Origin of the sequence: Anaerotignum sp., assembly GCF_040307045.1 — a bacterium.
Classification (GTDB): Bacteria; Bacillota; Clostridia; order Lachnospirales; family Anaerotignaceae; genus Chakrabartyella.
This window is the reverse complement of sequence record NZ_JAWRKF010000017.1, coordinates 171,577-190,019: the sequence shown is the minus strand read 5'-3', so window position 1 is coordinate 190,019 and position 18,443 is coordinate 171,577. Positions and strand designations below refer to the sequence as shown.

13 protein-coding genes and 1 other annotated feature are annotated in these 18,443 nt (G+C 36.9%); of the genes, 12 read left to right on the top strand and 1 reads right to left on the bottom strand.

What is annotated here, in order from left to right:
- Positions 1–431 precede the first annotated feature (431 nt).
- The 3 genes from ABVZ64_RS09660 to ABVZ64_RS09650 all read left to right on the top strand — a co-directional run bounded on the left by ABVZ64_RS09660 (position 432) and on the right by ABVZ64_RS09650 (position 3,780).
- A complete protein-coding gene (locus ABVZ64_RS09660; protein ID WP_352400809.1) occupies positions 432–1,079 on the top strand; it encodes a peroxiredoxin in 648 nt (215 codons plus the stop codon).
- 419 nt (positions 1,080–1,498) lie between these two features.
- Positions 1,499–2,242: an MJ1433 family protein gene (locus ABVZ64_RS09655; protein WP_352400808.1), complete on the top strand. Its 744-nt coding sequence runs from the start codon at positions 1,499–1,501 to the stop codon at positions 2,240–2,242.
- A 719-nt stretch (positions 2,243–2,961) separates the two neighbouring features.
- On the top strand, positions 2,962–3,780 hold the full coding sequence (locus ABVZ64_RS09650; RefSeq protein ID WP_352400807.1) for a transporter substrate-binding domain-containing protein: 819 nt from the start codon (positions 2,962–2,964) through the stop codon (positions 3,778–3,780).
- Between the two features lie 545 nt (positions 3,781–4,325).
- Here the strand turns inward: ABVZ64_RS09650 and ABVZ64_RS09645 are convergent.
- The gene (locus ABVZ64_RS09645; protein ID WP_352400806.1) at positions 4,326–6,272 is read right to left on the bottom strand and encodes a thioredoxin domain-containing protein; all 1,947 of its coding nucleotides are present in this window, start codon (positions 6,270–6,272) and stop codon (positions 4,326–4,328) included.
- Positions 6,273–6,634: 362 nt separating this feature from the next.
- On the opposite strand from ABVZ64_RS09645, the gene ABVZ64_RS09640 reads away from it, so the two are divergent.
- From ABVZ64_RS09640 to ABVZ64_RS09600, 9 genes are all read left to right on the top strand, one after another.
- Positions 6,635–8,269 (top strand): SpoIID/LytB domain-containing protein, encoded by a 1,635-nt coding sequence (locus ABVZ64_RS09640; RefSeq protein WP_352400805.1) that lies wholly within the window; start codon positions 6,635–6,637, stop codon positions 8,267–8,269.
- Positions 8,270–8,271: 2 nt separating this feature from the next.
- Positions 8,272–8,544 (top strand): hypothetical protein, encoded by a 273-nt coding sequence (locus ABVZ64_RS09635; protein WP_352400804.1) that lies wholly within the window; start codon positions 8,272–8,274, stop codon positions 8,542–8,544.
- Between the two features lie 149 nt (positions 8,545–8,693).
- Positions 8,694–9,725: a tRNA preQ1(34) S-adenosylmethionine ribosyltransferase-isomerase QueA gene (queA, locus tag ABVZ64_RS09630; protein ID WP_352400803.1), complete on the top strand. Its 1,032-nt coding sequence runs from the start codon at positions 8,694–8,696 to the stop codon at positions 9,723–9,725.
- A 15-nt stretch (positions 9,726–9,740) separates the two neighbouring features.
- Entirely contained in the window at positions 9,741–11,066 is a 1,326-nt protein-coding gene (locus ABVZ64_RS09625) for an AAA family ATPase (RefSeq protein ID WP_352400802.1), read from the top strand.
- 124 nt (positions 11,067–11,190) lie between these two features.
- A complete protein-coding gene (locus ABVZ64_RS09620) occupies positions 11,191–11,499 on the top strand; it encodes a PadR family transcriptional regulator (RefSeq protein ID WP_352400801.1) in 309 nt (102 codons plus the stop codon).
- Positions 11,499–12,698 (top strand): DUF2812 domain-containing protein, encoded by a 1,200-nt coding sequence (locus ABVZ64_RS09615; RefSeq protein ID WP_352400800.1) that lies wholly within the window; start codon positions 11,499–11,501, stop codon positions 12,696–12,698. The genes ABVZ64_RS09620 and ABVZ64_RS09615 overlap by 1 nt, the downstream gene beginning before the upstream one ends.
- Positions 12,699–12,905: 207 nt before the next feature.
- Positions 12,906–13,123 (top strand) — a binding site (T-box leader).
- Positions 13,124–13,174: 51 nt separating this feature from the next.
- Positions 13,175–14,194 (top strand): phenylalanine--tRNA ligase subunit alpha, encoded by a 1,020-nt coding sequence (gene pheS, locus ABVZ64_RS09610; protein WP_352400799.1) that lies wholly within the window; start codon positions 13,175–13,177, stop codon positions 14,192–14,194.
- A 43-nt stretch (positions 14,195–14,237) separates the two neighbouring features.
- A complete protein-coding gene (pheT, locus tag ABVZ64_RS09605) occupies positions 14,238–16,637 on the top strand; it encodes a phenylalanine--tRNA ligase subunit beta (RefSeq protein WP_352400798.1) in 2,400 nt (799 codons plus the stop codon).
- A 318-nt stretch (positions 16,638–16,955) separates the two neighbouring features.
- Entirely contained in the window at positions 16,956–17,963 is a 1,008-nt protein-coding gene (locus ABVZ64_RS09600) for an FUSC family protein (protein WP_352400797.1), read from the top strand.
- Positions 17,964–18,443: the final 480 nt, after the last annotated feature.

Sequence of the window (18,443 nt, the reverse complement as noted above, 5' to 3'; positions counted from 1 at the left end):
TACACTAAAAAATAAAGCTTGAAAAAACGATGCATTTTCAGGAGACAGCTCTAAATTGCTTACGTTTTATGAAAGCGTGAGAAGTTCAACGCAAGATTTACTATTTTTGGGTGTGACAGACAACGATTTAAAATGGAGGTAGGGGGACATTGGTAGTTACTCTGGGGGATTGAGGCAGTAGTCATGTATTTGAAAAGGAAAATACGTCATGCTGAAAAAGACAATTCAAAGATTATACAAAAATAGGTTGGGCAAAGCTTTTTATATATGGGAATAAACTGTTTAAGTGCAAAATGTGGGAAAATATGCCTAATACATTGTAATGAAGCGGAGTAAAGAGTATAATAAATTGAATTCATGATCAGAAAATGAACATAAAATGAAATTACTATACTACTGGATGATTTGATTTATTAGTAAGGAGGATTTTTATGAAATTAGCACTTAGAGACAAATTTCCTGAAATAATAGCTGAGACAACGAAGGGGTGTATTCATTTGCCCAATGATTATAAAGGGAAATGGTTTGTGTTATTTAGCCACCCGGGAGATTTCACTCCTGTTTGTACCACAGAATTTGTTTCTTTTCAAAAGAAAAAGAAACAGTTTGACGACTTGGGCGTTGCATTAATTGGATTGAGTGTGGATAGTTTAGAATCTCATGAAAAATGGATTAAATGGATTAAAGACAATATTTATGTTGACATAGAATTTCCTATTATAGATGATGAAAAAAGAAAAATTTCTGAAACGCTTGGCTTAATCCATCCCAATGAGGATGAGACTGCTGCTGTTCGAGCGGTCATTATTGTGGATCATAATGGTAAAATAAGGACTATGTTAGAATATCCCAAAGAGATAGGAAGAAATATTGATGAAATATTAAGAACTGTGAAAGCCTTAAAACAGGCATCCATACATAAAGTATTTGCACCAGCAAATTGGCCTCACAATGAAATTATTGGAGATAAAGTATTGTTTCATAGAGGAGAAAACGATATTCAAACACTAGACAAGGAAAGAGGAGTCTATAGTTTATCAGACTGGTTTGTATATAAGAATTTAGATGAGAATGACTGATTTTTTGCCTTGGGTAAAGGCAGTTGGGGAAATACTTGGGTTATGTTAAGAAATTTTTTTCGGGTCATGAATGAGTGTGAAGCCATGGGAGAGAGCGTCGAAACAGACAAGTTGTAAGAGCTCCATGAAATAAATCTGGCAAAAGGAATCTAGACAAGTGTGTTAGGAAAAGAAAAACAAAATTGGCTTAGCACCTAGTTTTTTTGTTTCTTAACTTTATAAAACCGGGAAAGTTAAACTACCATTGCCCAGTGATGAGAAAATATATAAAACAGAGTATCATCAAATACTAGCCTGATTGTCAAGGCCCAAGTTAGACTCTTTGACAATCAGGCTATCATTGAGAAAAAATAGCTACTATTGCATTTTTAGCGCAATCCCTTATGGAAAATTAAGAAATATTAAAATAGAGGAAAAATATGAAGAAGAAAATTGCAGGCTCTCTTATCGTTTTAGTTTTAGGTTTGCTTTCGATGCTTATATATACAGTTCAAGTTATGGTTTATCATTCCCCTCGTGAAACAGGCTTTTATATTTTACAAGATATTGCTTTTCTACCTATTCAAATAGCCATTGGTACAGTTGTACTTGGTAGGTATCTTAAAAGGCGTGAAATAATTGAAAGACGCAAAAAAATAAATATTGTTATCAATACTTTTTTTAATGAGGCAGGGGTTGATATATTGAAGGGTATCAATATATTCAGCAAAAATTATGTTGAATTAAATGAAAGGTTGAATGTTCATGTGGACTGGAATGTTAAAATATTTTCAGATACTGTGAAATATCTCAAAAAGGCAGATATGCAAATTGAATGCAGTTATGATGGACTTATCCACTTAACAGAGCTGATGAAAAGCAAGAGAAGCGATTTGATACGGCTGCTTGAAAATCCAAATTTGTTGGAGCATGATACCTTTACGGATATGCTCCTTAGTATTTTTCATGTCATGGAGGAGCTAATTGCAAGAGATACATTTGAAGTAGACAATAAAGCAGACATGGAGCACCTTGGGAAAGATATTGAAAGAGCCTTAAAGGCACTACTTATTGAATGGCTTGAGTATATGAGACATCTACGAGTAGAGTATCCCTATCTTTATTCTTTTATGGCAAGAAAAAATCCGTTTTCTGAGGAAGGGAACATTGCTATAGGAAAGTAGTCTAAGCTTCCCATGTTGAAACATACCATTATTGAAGGTGGAAAAAGGGTAAGGGGATTGGAATGATACATTTATGAGAGTTGAATTTTGTTTTCAACTCTCTTTTTTTATTTTAGAGGTAAGATTCAACAGTGGCACACATAAAATTAGCAAGGGGTGATGTATTTCCTTGTGTATGACGCTAAAAGTCCCCAACGGGATAAAGAAATTTGCAGTTCCTTCTGCCATATGGGGTTTAATGCTTCCGCAACCAAACCAAAACAAAGTTTGCAAAATAAAGATATGATTTCATTAAGCCTTGGTTGTATATGACAAATTATTTTTTACCTGTGAAGTTGTAAGACATTCTAATGCTGAATATATTTAAACAGTGCGGATTAAGATGAGGTGGGACAAATTTAAGATTAGTTTTATCAATTTTCAAATATGATTTCAAATCAGATCACTCATCTAATTCAAATTTTGTAAAAGGAATCGGGTGAATTTTAGAATAGGTTAAATCTTATATGATTCCACGAATTTCTATAAATTTTATAAAATCTGAAAGAATCATGGACTCACGCGGAATATTGGCAATGGAATACACCAACGAATACGTGAAATAAAAACAAAGAGAAGATAAATATGGGAGCAAATTGTGCAAGGGTTACCCTTTACTAGATTTTAAAGTACAAATAAACAAAGGTCTAAAATAATTGGAGGGGAAGGGAGAGCTTTAGATGAATTTATTGAGAAAAATAGGCGTGCTAGTAATATCAACTACTGTGGCAATAAGTTTTACTGCTTGCGCAGACAAGGTGACCATTAGTGCAGAAAGCAATAAGAGCGGTGAAGAAAACCTAGAAAAAAAATATGTAATTGCAACAAATACATTAGTCGCACCATATACATTTACAAATTATTTAGGGGAGTATGTCGGAATAGATGTGGATTTATTAGAAGCCATTGCCGACAAACAAGGATTTACATACGAGCTGGTTCCTATGACATTTAATAATGTGTTACGTGCTTTAGATAATGGAGAAGTGGATGGGGCAATGGCAGGAATCACAATAACGGAAGAACGTAAGGAAAGGTACGATTTTTCTGCCCCATACTTGGATAGCGGCATAGTAATGGGTGTGTCTGCCGCAAGAGCAGATATTAAAAGCTATGAGGATTTAAAAAACAAAAGAGTTGCGGTTGTACGAGGTACTTTAGCTGAGGCGTTTGCGGAATCAATTCAAAATGAATATGGATTTACTATAGAGTCTTTTGTGGAATTTACTGATGCGTATAAGGATGTTTTAAATGGTGATAGCCAAGCATTTTTTGAAGATTATACCGTAATGGGTTATATCATTTCTCTTGGCCTGGAGTTTAGAGTGGTTTCTGATATTGAACGTAAAGGTTTAGTTGGTTTTGCGGTTCCTAAAGGGAAAAATCCAGAGCTTTTGGAGAAGTTTAACAAGGGTCTGAAAGAGGTTACAGAAAATGGTGAGTATCAGAAAATAATGGACGCATATCACATTGATTCACAAGTTGACTTTATAAGGTAAGAATAATTGTTTTATGAAAAAGTATAAAATTATTTTAAACCGTCCCCCAAAAAAGTTAGAACTAGTATCTAAAGATTGGAGGGCGGATTTATTATGCCAAAATACAGTTTTGGTTAAAAAGTGGGTTGTAGAAGCGAAACTACAAAGATAAAAGGGAAGCCTTTGCTGAAAAACTGTAAAAAATGAGGAGGAAGGAAAATTTGTTTAGGTCATAACTACTAGATCAGACACAAAGAGCTCTGATTAAAGAAATGTATTAACTCCAAAAATGGGTTCAATATAATCCAAAGAGTATTCGTGAGCCACAAGCAATTATGGTGATTGGGCTCTCGTGATTTCATTTTCCTAAACGTGGTTTTTGAGGGCAAAGGAGCAAAACTTTTTTCCCCTCCGACAATACGCAGTGTTTAGAAAATAATTATCACCTTATGATTTTGATACACACCCGTTCAACAAACCTTGTGAAACTTGTCTCTGCCTAGAACAGGTGTAACCATTTAAAATGGTTACACCGAAAACATTTAAATGCCATAGCTTTAAATTGTTTATCCAAAAGTGCCCTGAAAATCGTTGGTAGGTGGCAAACAGCTATGATTTTTACAAATATAGTACGTGGTTTTATCGTGAATCATGGGAAACTCAGGTGATGACTCTGGGCAAACTTTTATGAAACAATCATTTGAAACACATAGTGGTAGAATCCTTAGGTCATCATTTTTTTTAGGCACCACGGTTATGTTTTCTCCGGGCTCAAAATAATCGAAAAGGGAATATAAAAACATAGCATACCCAGAAGGATAATGCTGTGCTTCACCATACATAAAATCAATCTGTTTTTTGCATATTGAATCAAAACTTTCTTCTGTAGCTATTGGGGTCAATCTTATAAGATTATACGCCATGATGGAGTTGCCACTGGGTATTGCCCCGTCATACATTTCCTTGGGTTGCATAATTAGTTTCTCGTTGTCTTTGCCATAAAGGAAAAAACCACCGTTTTTATCATCAAAAAAATCCCCTATGGCTTTTTTCGTTTTTCGAATCGCTTGCATTAAATATTGGCTATTTAGCGTCGCATCATATAATGCTAACAAAGCAAAAATATTATTTGCATATTCATCAAGGAAGGCAATTTGGCTACGACTGCCCTGACGATAGCTGACATAAAGGCTATCCTCTCGGGAAAGATGCTCATCTATAAAAGACTGGGCTTTTTTTGCTACTTCTAGATAAGTGTTGTTTTTACTGGTACGATATAACCAGCACATTGCTACAATCATCAAAGAATTCCATGAGGTAAGGATTTTATCATCTAAATGAAGATGAGTTCTTTTTTTTCGGTATTCATAAATTTGTAATAGAAATGAATCAAATTGATTTGTGTAATCCTCCGTATTTAAAAGATTTGGTATGCTTTTACCCTCGAAATTACCTCTTTCAGTAATGGAAAAATGAGCATTCAATGCCTTTCCATTTTTTTCACCAAGTAAATCCATGAGTTCTTGAGGCTCAAAAACATAGTATTTTCCTTCTTCTCCATCGCTGTCAGCATCCTGAGCGCTATAAAATCCCCCTTCTGCCGATGTCATTTCTCTTAGAATATATGTGGCCGTTTTTTCTGCAACCTCCAGGTAAAGATGTTTTTTGGTAATCCAATATGCTTTGCAATAAGCCATGATTAATAAAGCATTATCATAAAGCATTTTTTCAAAGTGAGGTACCAAAAAGGAATTATCTGTTGAATAACGGCTAAAGCCATAGCCAATGTGGTCAAATATACCCCCTTTATACATTTGCTGCAGGGTATGCTCTACCATTTCCAACGATTGAGGATCACCACTTTTTTCATGATGTTTTAAAAGAAATAATAAGTTATGAGCAGCCGGGAACTTTGGTGCAGAGCCAAAGCCACCATTTTTCTTATCATAATTCCTTTTATATAAAGTAATTGCTGATTCAATCAATTTTACATCTGCTTGGGTAGGTGTTGTGTTTTTTTGATTTAGAGTAGCAACAACAGCATCCGCAGAGCCGATTAATTCTTTTTGGTTTGTAACCCATTTTTCATGGATTACCGTTAATAATTCTTTGAAACCCATCATTCCATATCGTGATTCTTTGGGAAAGTAAGTTCCTGCGAAAAATGGTTTTTGCTCAGGAGTCATAAAAATGCTGGTAGGCCAACCACCACTACCGGTAAATGCTTGGCAGACCGCCATATAAATACTATCCACGTCGGGTCGTTCTTCTTTATCGACTTTGATAGAGACGAAGTTTGCATTAAGGATTTTTGCAATAGAATCATCTTCAAAGCTCTCATGAGCCATAACGTGGCACCAATGACAGGTGCTATAGCCAATACTTAAAAAAATCGGCTTATTTTCTTTTTTTGCTTTTTCAAAAGCCTCTTTCCCCCAGGGATACCAATCCACAGGATTTTCTGAATGTTGTAAAAGATAAGGGCTTGACGTATCCCTTAAATGATTACTCATATAAATCCCTCCTTTTATTTCAATTTTATATAAAAATAATTACCTACGGTCTATTATTTCGTTGGTTAAAAATACTATTCATGGGAAAAGACTTTTGATAGAGGGTATTTATTCTTGGATTTTGTGACTGTGTATTTGTCGTACCGAAAACCTTATAGACTTAAATAGGTCAGAGAAAGAATAATTAGGCACCAAATCGAGAAAATATGAGGTTGCCATATCCTTTAAAGAAATAGATAAAATTTTATAGTTGCAATTGATTTTTTTTCGTTATTATGTATCTATCGAAAATGTTGATACTTTGATATACTTGAAAAGTATCTATAAGAGGATAAAACTGGATTGACATCAGGAGGGCAGATATGAATAGAAAAATAAAGAGTTTGGTAACGATGGCATTAACTTTGGGCTTGACAATGGTGGCGATGCCACAGTCGGCTTTTGCATATACAGTACCCAATGTAGTTCGTGTAGGCTTAGAGGGCGTCTGTAAAAATAAAACAACTGCCAATTTAGGTGGCAGTACTCTATTGGTAGGAACGGAAAAAGATGGAAATTTTAGAGAGGACAGGGAAATTTCCTCCTCATCTGGTTTTTCTGTTTCTCTGGTTAGTGGTGAATATATTGCAATTGATGAAAATATGGATCAAGCGGAAGCGTCTGACTTGGCAAACTCTTTGATTCGTATGGGCTTGTCCGCATATTTAACCTATTTAGGCAACGATAATTGGACTGTATACGTAGCCAACACTTCCTTGTCTGAGGTGGAATCTGCTAGCCGTTGCAATGCAACTAGGGTGAGAGATTTTGTTGGTATTCGCATGGATGGAAATAAGGAATCTGTCTTATTTCCCAAAGACCTAAAAGCAGTTTTTATGGGAACTGAAAAAGGGGATACCTTTGTCTTAAATGGAAACAATTATAGGGGAATGCTTTCTTTTGCCATTAATGGTGCAGTTATGACGGCAGTAAATATAGTTGGTTTGGAAGATTACTTATACGGTGTTGTTCCATCAGAAATGCCACAGTCTTATGAAATGGAAGCGTTAAAAGCGCAGACCATAGCGGCCAGAACTTATGCAATGACAAAGTTGAGCACCCACACCAGCTATGGATACCAGCTTTGCGACGGTATAAACTGCCAGGTTTATAAAGGTTATAGTGGTGAGGCCACCAGAACTTCTCAAGCGGTTGACGAGACAGAGGGAGAGGTGGCGTGTTATAATGGAAAACCAATCGAAGCTGTTTTTTCTGCTTCTACAGGGGGTTATACTGAAAATAGCGAGAATGTATGGTATAATGTGGTGCCTTATCTAAGGGCAGTTCCAGAGATTGCCGAGGACGGCAACAATGCATGGACGGTAACTTTAACCCTTGATGATTTGGATGTACTTCTTGATAAAAAAGGGGAAAATCTCGGCACAGCACAAGACATTGTAATAACCAAACTTTCCACGGGTGGAAGGGTACAGGAAATGCAGATCGTTGGATCCAGGGGAACAAAAACATTAACGAAGGAAGACATTCGAACCTATTTTTCCGCTACTTCTAGCGGAAGTTTGCCTGGAAAAATGTTCACCATAAATGGAAAAGGTGGCGAAATTGGCGTCTATAGGGTTGAATCTGGAAAAGGCCAAAGCAATAATCAAACCTCTCCAACCAAAGGAGGTAGCCTTGCTTCAGCGGCAGCCAAAAATGGAATTGTAGCAAAAACAGAAGGTGCCCTTTCATCCATTGATGGGAAAACAATAACTGTTGTAGGTGGAGGCAGTGGAAGTAGTAGTAACAACACAAATTCAAATCCTTCTGAGGACTATGAAGTGTATCCTGTAAATATTAGTACAGTTGACAATAGTGGGCGTTTTGTGTTTGAAGGTGTGGGCAGGGGCCATGGTGTTGGCCTTAGCCAAAAAGGTGCCCAGTCAATGGCAAAACTTGGCTATACATACGACGAAATTTTGAAACATTATTATACAGGCATCACAATCGAGGGATAAGAATGGATTTGAGAGAATTTTTATTGCAACAGCAGGGTTTTGCTGATGATCAGGGGAATAAGGTTTACTTTACGGATCGAGGGCTTTATCAGGAGCCCCAAGGGAAAGAATTTTGGGTTTTCCTGGATGAGGGGATGCGATGTGGTGGTACCTCAAGGAAAATCCCTTGTGATAAGGAGCATATCAAAGGTGTGTTGCTAGGTTGCGGTAAAAAGGAACTGTGGCAAAAGGTTTTGGAACATATGGATGTTTTTGAAAATCAAGACAATTCTTAAAGAAGTAACCTAAATTATTATTCCTTCAAGAAATGACTAATGAATAAACAGATGGATTCAGTAAAAATGAATTTATCTGTTAATTTCTCTAAAAGAGAAATTAGAACGTCTTATTAAGGTATAAATCCAATAGCATTAAGGAGTTTAGCATGAAAACAAGTGATTTTTATTTTGATTTACCAGAAGAGCTGATTGCCCAAGAACCATTGGAAGATAGAGCTTCTTCCAGACTACTGGTCGTTAAAAAGAATACTGAAGATTGGCAACATAAACACTTTAGAGATATCAAAGAGTATTTGCGCAGTGGCGATTGTTTGGTAATTAATGATACCCGTGTTTTACCTGCTCGCTTGTATGGCCAGCGTGTTGGTACAGGAGCAACAATGGAAATTCTTCTTTTGACCCGTAAAGATTTAGATACTTGGGAGGTTTTGGTTCGTCCTGGCAAAAAAGCAAAACCTGGAGATCAAATTTCTTTTGGTAATGGTAAACTCATTGCCGAAGTTTTAGAGGTGATTGAAGGGGGAAACCGCATCATACGTTTTTCTTACGACGGTGTGTTTGAAGCCATATTGGATGAATTAGGAGAAATGCCATTGCCCCCCTACATCACCCATCGGTTGGAAGATAAAGAACGCTATCAAACGGTTTATGCCAAGCATGAAGGCTCTGCGGCTGCGCCCACAGCTGGGCTTCATTTTACGCCAGAGCTTCTAGAAGAAATTGAGGATATGGGGGTAAAAATTGCGTATGTCACCCTCCATGTTGGTTTAGGAACCTTTCGTCCTGTAAAAGCCGAAGATATATTAGAGCATGAAATGCACTCCGAGTTTTTTGTGGTGGAGCAAGAACAGGCGGATATCATCAACGAAACAAAAAAAGGGGGAGGTCGTATTTTTTCTGTTGGGACAACCAGTACAAGAACTCTGGAATCTGTGGCTGATGAAAAGGGTATGGTGCAGGCAAGGAGTGGGTGGACCCAAATTTTTATTTATCCTGGTTATGAATTCAAAGTAGTTGATTGTTTGATTACAAATTTTCACTTGCCAGAATCTACACTAATCATGCTGGTATCTGCTCTGGTTGGTAAGGATTTGACCATGTCAGCCTATGCTGAGGCAGTCAAAGAAAAGTATCGCTTCTTTTCTTTTGGAGATGCATGTTTATTTTTGACGAAATAATAAGGCGGTGATGGAATGGATCTTTTTGAATATAACAGAAGCTTGCGTGGAAACGGAGATTCACCCCTGGCTGCCCGAATGCGACCAAAAACTTTGGAAGAATTCGTAGGGCAGGAGCATATTGTTGGGAAAGATAAGCTGCTATATCGGGCCATAAAAAGTGACCGTATTAGCTCTGTCATTTTTTATGGACCTCCTGGAACGGGCAAGACAACCCTTGCAAAAATCATTGCCAATACAACGAAAAGCGAATTTCACCAAATAAATGCAACCACCGCAGGGATAAAAGATATTAAGGATGTGGTTTCGGAGGCAAAAGATAAGCAAGGGATGTATGGCACAAAAACCATATTGTTTATTGATGAGATACATCGCTTCAATAAAACCCAACAGGATGCACTTCTACCCCATGTGGAAGATGGAACCGTTATATTAATTGGGGCAACCACAGAAAACCCTTACTTTGAAGTAAACAAGGCTCTGGTTTCTCGCTCTATTGTTTTTCAGTTAAAGCCTCTAGAGCAAAAAGACATTGAGAAGCTTTTAAGCTGGGCTATTTCGGATATAGAGAGAGGAATGGGGGCATATCAGGCTGACATTAGCGAGGATGCACTGGCATTTCTAGCGGATACAGCCAACGGCGATGCTAGGACAGCATTGAATGCTCTTGAACTTGCAGTGCTGACTACCGATAAAGAAAAGGATGGTAAAATTCATATCACTTTGCCTGTTGCCGAGGAGTGTATACAAAAAAGGGCGTTGAACTATGATAAAAATGGTGATAACCATTATGATACCATTTCTGCTTTTATCAAAAGTATGCGAGGTTCTGACCCTGATGCGGCTTTATATTACCTGGCAAAAATGATTTATGCCGGTGAGGATCCAAAATTTATTGCCCGCAGAGTAGTTATCTGTGCTTCAGAGGATGTGGGTAATGCGGACCCTCACGCCCTTCAAGTTGCAGTTGCCGCCATGCAAGCCGTGGATTTTATTGGTTTGCCTGAGGGGAGAATTCCCCTGGCCCAAGCAGTGACCTATGTTTCTTGTGCGCCCAAAAGCAACGCTGCCTATATGGGAATTAATCGTGCTTTGAATGACGTAAAAAATATTAGAATACGAACAGTTCCCCCTCACTTGAAAGATGCCCATTACAGTGGCTCTAAAGAAATGGGCAATGGAATTGGGTATCATTATGCCCATGACTATCCCAACCACTATGTAAAGCAACAATACCTACCTGATGAGCTGGAGGGGACAGTTTATTATGAGCTTTCTGACATCGGAGTAGAGCGAAGAATGAAAGAGCATATGGTGCGACTTAAGAAGGAACAAAAATAGGAAAAGCAATCATCTGTATGGTTGCTTTTTTTTGTGGGTGAAAAGCTGCTTGACAATATCGATAAACGATAATAAGATATTACTAAGCAATATCATATATCGATATAAAATAGAGGGTGATGATTTGGCAAAGAAAGCTTTTGAAGGGCTAACAGAAAGTATGTTTTATATCCTAATGGCATTTACGAAAAGTGAGATGTGCGGTATTGATATAACGCAATTTATTGCAAACAAAACAAAGGGGCGGGTGAAAATTGGTCCAGGAACCCTTTACACCATATTAGCACGATTTGAGGAAGAAAAAATGATAGCAGAAATAGCAGTTCAGGGTAGAAAAAGGATATATCAAATTACATCCAAGGGACTAAAATTGTATGAGGATGAACTTCTGCGGCTAAAATCCTGTATTTTAGATAGTGAGGAGGCAGATTGATGAAAACGATAAAAAGGTTTATGCCAATCAGCATTTACGATATTACCCAAGTGGAAGCGTATTTGATGCATATGGCGGCTAAGGGATATTTTATAAAGAAGATTGGCATTTTCGCAACTTTTGAAGATGGAATTCCTGAAAAGGCAATATATAGATTAGAACCTTTTGGAGATAAGCAAAAAGAGCCTCCTGAAGACATGCTTCTACACTTTGAAGAACAAGGATGGGAATATATTTGCACAGCTGGTTTTTTCCACATTTATAAAGCGACCAGAGACGATGTCACAGAAATACATACAGACCCTATTACCCAAGGGGAAACCTTCGCCTATTTGAATAAAAAGTTAAAGTTTCTTTTTTTGTTAATAACTGGTCTTTATATATTCTCAGGGGGTATGCTGTTTTTTGCATCCTTTTTTCATGACCAACCGATCTATTTTAACGTTCGTTATAGTGGGTTAACACTTAAAGTAACGTTGATTGCTTTGTATGTTATTACAATTTACAATTCTTTACAAGATTACAAAAAAATTAAAAAATTGAAAAATCAGTTAGAATTAGGTATAAGAATGTGTCACAGCAAAAAATATAAGCCTCGATATGGACAATATGTTTCATTTTTCCTGCCGCTACTTCTTCTTATCCCTATGTTTTGGGTACAGTATTACGATGGAAAAGCACATTGGGAAAAGAGTCTTTTAGAATATGAGGGAAAACTGCCAACCATTCCTCTTTCATCTTTAGAGACTAATCCCGAGTTTACTATTGTTTATGGTGATGAAGATAACAGAAGTTATAATAATATTATCACACATCATTGGACGGAACTGGCACCCAAGATATATATTGTGGAGGAAAGGGGCGAAATTGCTGGACAGATGTGGAGGGATGGCTCTGGAACATATTCCCCTTCGATGGATACCGAGTTTTATGAGTTGCGATTCAAACTCCTAACAAAACCCCTCTTTGAGGAACTAATTGAAGACAAAAACGAATTGTATCGCTATGAAAAAATGGAATATGAAGAACTCTTAGATACCGGCTTTGACCAAGCCACTTTAATTAGCCGAGAGGCCTGTCAAATGTTTTTTGGTAGAACGGGTAAAAAGGTTATTTTTATTCAATACTATGGACATAAAGATTTGGGGGCGATGGTGGAACAAATTTTCACTACAATTAATAATTTTGATGGTGACTAAATTGCAAGAACTGGTAATATAACAGAAAAGGCTGTCTACTTGACATCCTTTTTTTCATTTTACAATAAATAGTTAAGATAGTAGTCTGTCAACCTTGTTATCAAAAAATTGTCAAACGTCTATTTGTGGTTATTATTCCATTGAAAAAATTATTTTTGCCTTGACTTTATTTTTTGATGTGATAAAATAAAGTCTATATTGAAATATTGAATAGCTATGAAGGTGAAAAGTATACAAGCAAAAGGCACCAGAGAGAAAACGTCATTGGCTGAAAGCGTTTTTTGCACAGAAGTTTGTAGAAGTTCCCACCGGAGCTGGTTTTCTGAAACCATTTAGTAGGAAAATCCGTCCCATGCACGTTACGCATTTTGAGTGCCTGTGTTTGCAGGAATTTGGGTGGTACCACGGAAGTCTTCGTCCCTTTGTCGGATGAGGGCTATTTTTTATGTCTAAAAGCAAGTGAGAGGAGAAACGCTATGAAGGATAAGCTGAAATTAATCCATGATAAGGCAATTGCTGCCTTCCATGAAGCAACAGAAATGAAAGATATTGATGAAATGAAAGTAAAATATCTTGGAAAGAAGGGGGAGTTAACTGCCATTTTGAAAGAAATGGGGAAGCTTTCTGCTGAGGAACGCCCAATCATCGGTCAATTGGCTAATGAAGTGCGACAGGATATTGAAAATAAATTGGAAGAAGCAAAAAAACGCTTGGAAGCAGCGGAAATTGCCTACCGCTTGGAAAAAGAAAAAATTGATGTTACGATGCCAGGTAAGGCACAGCCTGGTGGACACAAACACCCTATGAGCATTGTGATTGATGAGATTTGCGATATTTTCATGGGTATGGGTTATGAAGTAATCGAAGGCCCCGAAGTAGAGCAGGAATATTATAATTTTGAGGCTTTGAATATCCCAGCAAACCATCCAGCTAGAGATGAACAGGATACATTTTATATTGGCAATGGCATCCTTTTAAGAACACAAACTTCACCTATTCAGGTGCGTACTATGGAAACAGGGAAAATGCCTATCCGCATGATTTCTCCAGGTACTGTTTATCGTTCTGACGAAGTGGATGCAACCCATTCACCTGTATTCCACCAATTGGAAGGCCTTGTAATTGATAAGGACATTACTATGGGGGACTTAAAGGGGGCATTGGCTGTCTTTGCAAAAGAACTGTTTGGAGAGAACACAAAAGTACGTTTCCGTCCTCACCACTTCCCTTTCACAGAGCCAAGCGCAGAAATGGACGTAACCTGCTTTGCTTGCGGTGGCGAAGGCTGTCGTGTGTGTAAAGGGGAAGGTTATATTGAACTTTTAGGCTGTGGCATGGTTCACCCTAAAGTTTTGAAAATGAGTGGCATCGACCCTGAAAAATACAGCGGTTTTGCTTTTGGTATGGGTCTTGAGCGTGTAGCTATGCAGCGTTATGGCATAACAGATATGCGCTTACTGTTTGAAAACGATGTTAAATTCTTAAAGCAGTTCTAAGAGACACCAAAAGAAGCTTTTATTTGAAAGGAGAGTTATTATCATGGATTTACCGATGTCCTGGTTAAAAGAATATGCTGATGTAAAAGTTGGCATTAAAGAATATGTTGAAGATATTACAATGAGCGGTTCTAAGGTGGAAGGGTATACTACTTTAGCAGGCGAAATTAAAAATGTTGTTACAGGCTATATCAAAGCAATTGAAAAGCATCCTGATGCGGACAAATTACAGATTTGTACCATTGATGCCGGACAGGGCAAAGATTTGATTATCGTAACAGGCGCGCAGAATGTTAATGTGGGAGATTACGTTCCCGTTGCTTTAGATAACTCTGTCATTGCTGGTGGAAAAGAAATCAAGGCTGGTAGTCTGCGCGGTGTTGTATCTGAGGGGATGCTTTGCTCCGTAGAAGAGTTGGGCTGTGACCGTCATGACTTCCCAGAGGCACCTGAACATGGCATCTATATTTTCCCTGAAGCTGTGGAATTGGGTAAAGATGTAGTAGATATTTTAGATATCAAAGATGTTGTTGTTGAGTTTGAAATCACTTCTAACCGCCCTGATTGCTTTAGCATTTTAGGCTTGGCCAGAGAAACAGCAGCCACATATAAGGAAGAATTCAAGTACCCCCAAATTACTGTAAAAGAAGAAGGGGAAGGAAAAATAGATGATATGATTTCTGTGGAAATCAAGAACCCCGAACTTTGTCCGCGATACATTGCAAGAGCTGTTAAAAATGTTAAAATTGGTCCTTCCCCCCGTTGGATGCGTAAAAGACTAAGAGCAGCAGGTGTTCGTCCAATTAACAATATTGTAGATATTACAAACTATGTTATGCTTGAACTGGGACAGCCTATGCATGCATTCAACATTGATTGTATTGCTGATAGAAAAATCATCGTTAGAAATGCAGAAGCAGGGGAAAAGATCGTAACTTTGGATGGCGTCGAAAGAACTTTAAATGATTCTATGCTCGTAATTGCAGATCCTCAAAAAGCAGTTGCAATCGCAGGGGTTATGGGTGGCGAAAACTCTATGATTAGCGAAGATGCAGAAGCTATTTTATTTGAATCTGCAAACTTCAATGGCCCTAATGTGCGTATTACTGCAAAGAATGTTGGTTTGCGTACTGATGCGTCCAGCAAATATGAAAAGGGATTGGATCCAAACCTTGCCTTAGATGCGGTTAACCGTGCCGTTCAACTTGTTGAAATGCTGGGAGTGGGCGATGTTGTTCCAGGTATGGTTGATTGCTATCCAAACAAAAGAGAGACTTGGGAACTTTCCTATTCCCCTGAATGGATAAATAAATTCCTTGGCACAAATATTTCTGAAGATGAAATGCAAGAGACATTTGAGCGTTTGGGTTTGATTGTTGACCGTGCAAACCAAAAGGTAACTGTACCCACATATCGTCCTGACCTAGAAGCACAGGCCGACTTGGCAGAAGAAGTTGCTCGTTTCTTTGGTTACGACAAAATCGAAGCTACCTTAGCAGCAGGCACACCAACTGTTGGTAAGAAAACGTACGAGCAAAATATCACCACTTTGGTGAAGGATACAATGATTTCCGATGGTCTTTGTGAAGGTATGACATATAGCTTTGAAAGCCCAAAGGTGTTCGACAAATTGCTTATCTCTGCAGACAGTGAATTAAGAAAGACCGTTACCATTTCCAATCCTTTGGGTGAAGATTACAGCATCATGCGTACTGTTTCTTTTAATGGTATTTTAACATCATTGTCAACAAACTATAATAGACGTAACGAACAGGCTGGCTTGTTTGAAATCGCTAGAGTGTATTTGCCTAAGGCATTGCCTTTGACAGAATTGCCTCATGAAATTCCTACGTTAACTGTGGGTATGTATGGCAACATGGATTTCTTTGATCTAAAGGGTATCGTTGAGCATTTGGTGGATGTTTTAGGTATGAGCGATATTGTAGAGTATTTGCCTGAAAAGGGCATCGTTTGGATGCATCCTGGCAGAACTGCAAGTCTGAAGGTGAATGGAGATACCATTGGCTATTTGGGTGAAGTTCATCCTGTGGTTGCCAAGAATTATGAAATTGGCACAAAGGTTTACATGGCAGTTTTGGATATGGAAAAAATGATTGCCTACACAAATAAAAATGTAACTTACAAAGCATTACCTAAATTCCCTGGCATGACAAGAGACATTGCTATGCTTGTAAAAGAGGAGGTCACCGTTAAAGAAATTAGTGATATTATCAAGAAAAACGGCGGAGAATTTTTGGAGAAGGTAGAATTGTTCGATGTTTATAAAGGTGCTCAGATTGAAGCAGGATATAAATCCGTTGCATATTCAATCTCCTTCCGTAGTGCGGAGAGAACATTGGCTGATGCAGACATTGCAGAAGCAATGCAAGCAATTTTAAATGCGCTGGCAACAGAGTTAGATGCCCAACTAAGGGATAAATAAGTTTTATAAAGAACCTCTTTACAAAATAGAGAGGTTCTTCTTTTATTTGAACAATTGTGCAGTTTATAGAATTTTAAGTAGAGAAAAAAACAGCACAGCAATCTTGAAATTTGTTACAATTATAAAAAAAGTGAAACATAGAAATATTAAACTTTTATAGTATTGGAAAAATTTAGCTTTTGCAATTTTGTTTTTTCTTGCGAAAGTACTAAAGGAATATAAAATCACCGAAAAATTTCAAATAAACACATCCTTGACTTTTTACGTCTGTTTGAGTACATTGTTCTACACTGCTTATTTTGGGAAAGGAAGTAATTTATGGAGATATACTTAAAAAAAATATGGCCTTTGGCAAATATTATGTTTAAAAATCTGATTATGCTATGTCTTATCATTTTGTTTATGAGTACTTATGTTTCTATTTTTGGACAAAAAAATAGCCTAACAGGGGTTGGAATTGTAACAGCCTTTATTTTTTTTCTTGGTGCAGACTTAGGTGTAAAGAGAAAAAGCGGAGCATTTCTGCTTTTTACTTTATTACTTTCTACTGTTTGTATTCCTTATTTAGCTGGAATAAACCCTTATCTTGGCTTTATCTTAAATTTTTTTGGAATTTTTCTGATTATGCTTTTTACTTCACAAAGGATGGAGTATAAAATCTATATTGTATTTATGTTAATGTATGTGTTTAATGAGGGAAATCCTGTTTATGGGAAAGCCTTTATGTTACGGCTCCTTAGTATGGTAACTTTTGGTATACTGATGATGCTAATTTATTGGTTCAAGCATAGGGAAGATTCAAAATATCAGCAGCTAAAAGACATACCGAAAACCATTAATGTAGATCAACTTTCTTTTTGCATTAAGCTGGCTTTTAGCCTAAGCATTGCTATGCTAGTTTCTCATATTTTTGAAATATATAAACATATGTGGTTTACTGTTACTATGTTTAGCTTATGTCAAATGCACGAAAAAGAAACATTTACAAGAATGAAACATAGAACAATATATACCCTTTTGGGCGGTTTGATTTACGTATTCGTTTTTGGTTTTTTTGTACCAGAGCATTTGCTTGTTTACTTTACATTGATCATTAATTATGTATATTCATTCATAAAGAGATACGATATTAAAATTCTATTCATAACGGTTAATACCCTCCTAGCAAATCAAATCTTCTTCAATAACAATTTGGAGTCAGCTCTTTCAAGAATCATTCTGGTTATACTGGGGGTATTATTCACTTACGGAATTACAAAAATTAATTTTAATGATATAGGTAAAAAAATTAAGCCGACTTTGAATTTGAGGCCAAATCATTCTTAATCTAAAAGTTTAAAATTTAAAGGTACCTTAGGTACCTTTTTTTTGTCCAAAATAAAATTTACCACTTAATGATAATTCACTATACAGAATTAAGTTTTATATATTGAAAAAAATCAGCTGTGATAGACCAAATAGAAAAACTTACTAAAACACTTGAAAGGTAAAGATAAATATAGTAAAATTCACCTTTGCTGAAAAACTTTTTATTGATCCGAATGAGTTTTATAGTTAATGCATAGTCAGATAATACTTAATTATTGAAAATATAGGTAATTTTTGTAAAGATGGAAGTTGAAAAAGGTTGTTTTTTCACTTATATTGTAAAAAAGAATTGGCTAACTCATTCTTATTCATTTCAATTTCTGAATAACTGAAGTCAAGGGAAGGGAGGTAATTCGTCTATTAGATACACCTAAGCCAAGGCTTTTTCAAGAGCTATTTAAGCAGTTGTAACAAATACATTATTGTACCGTTTTGAGT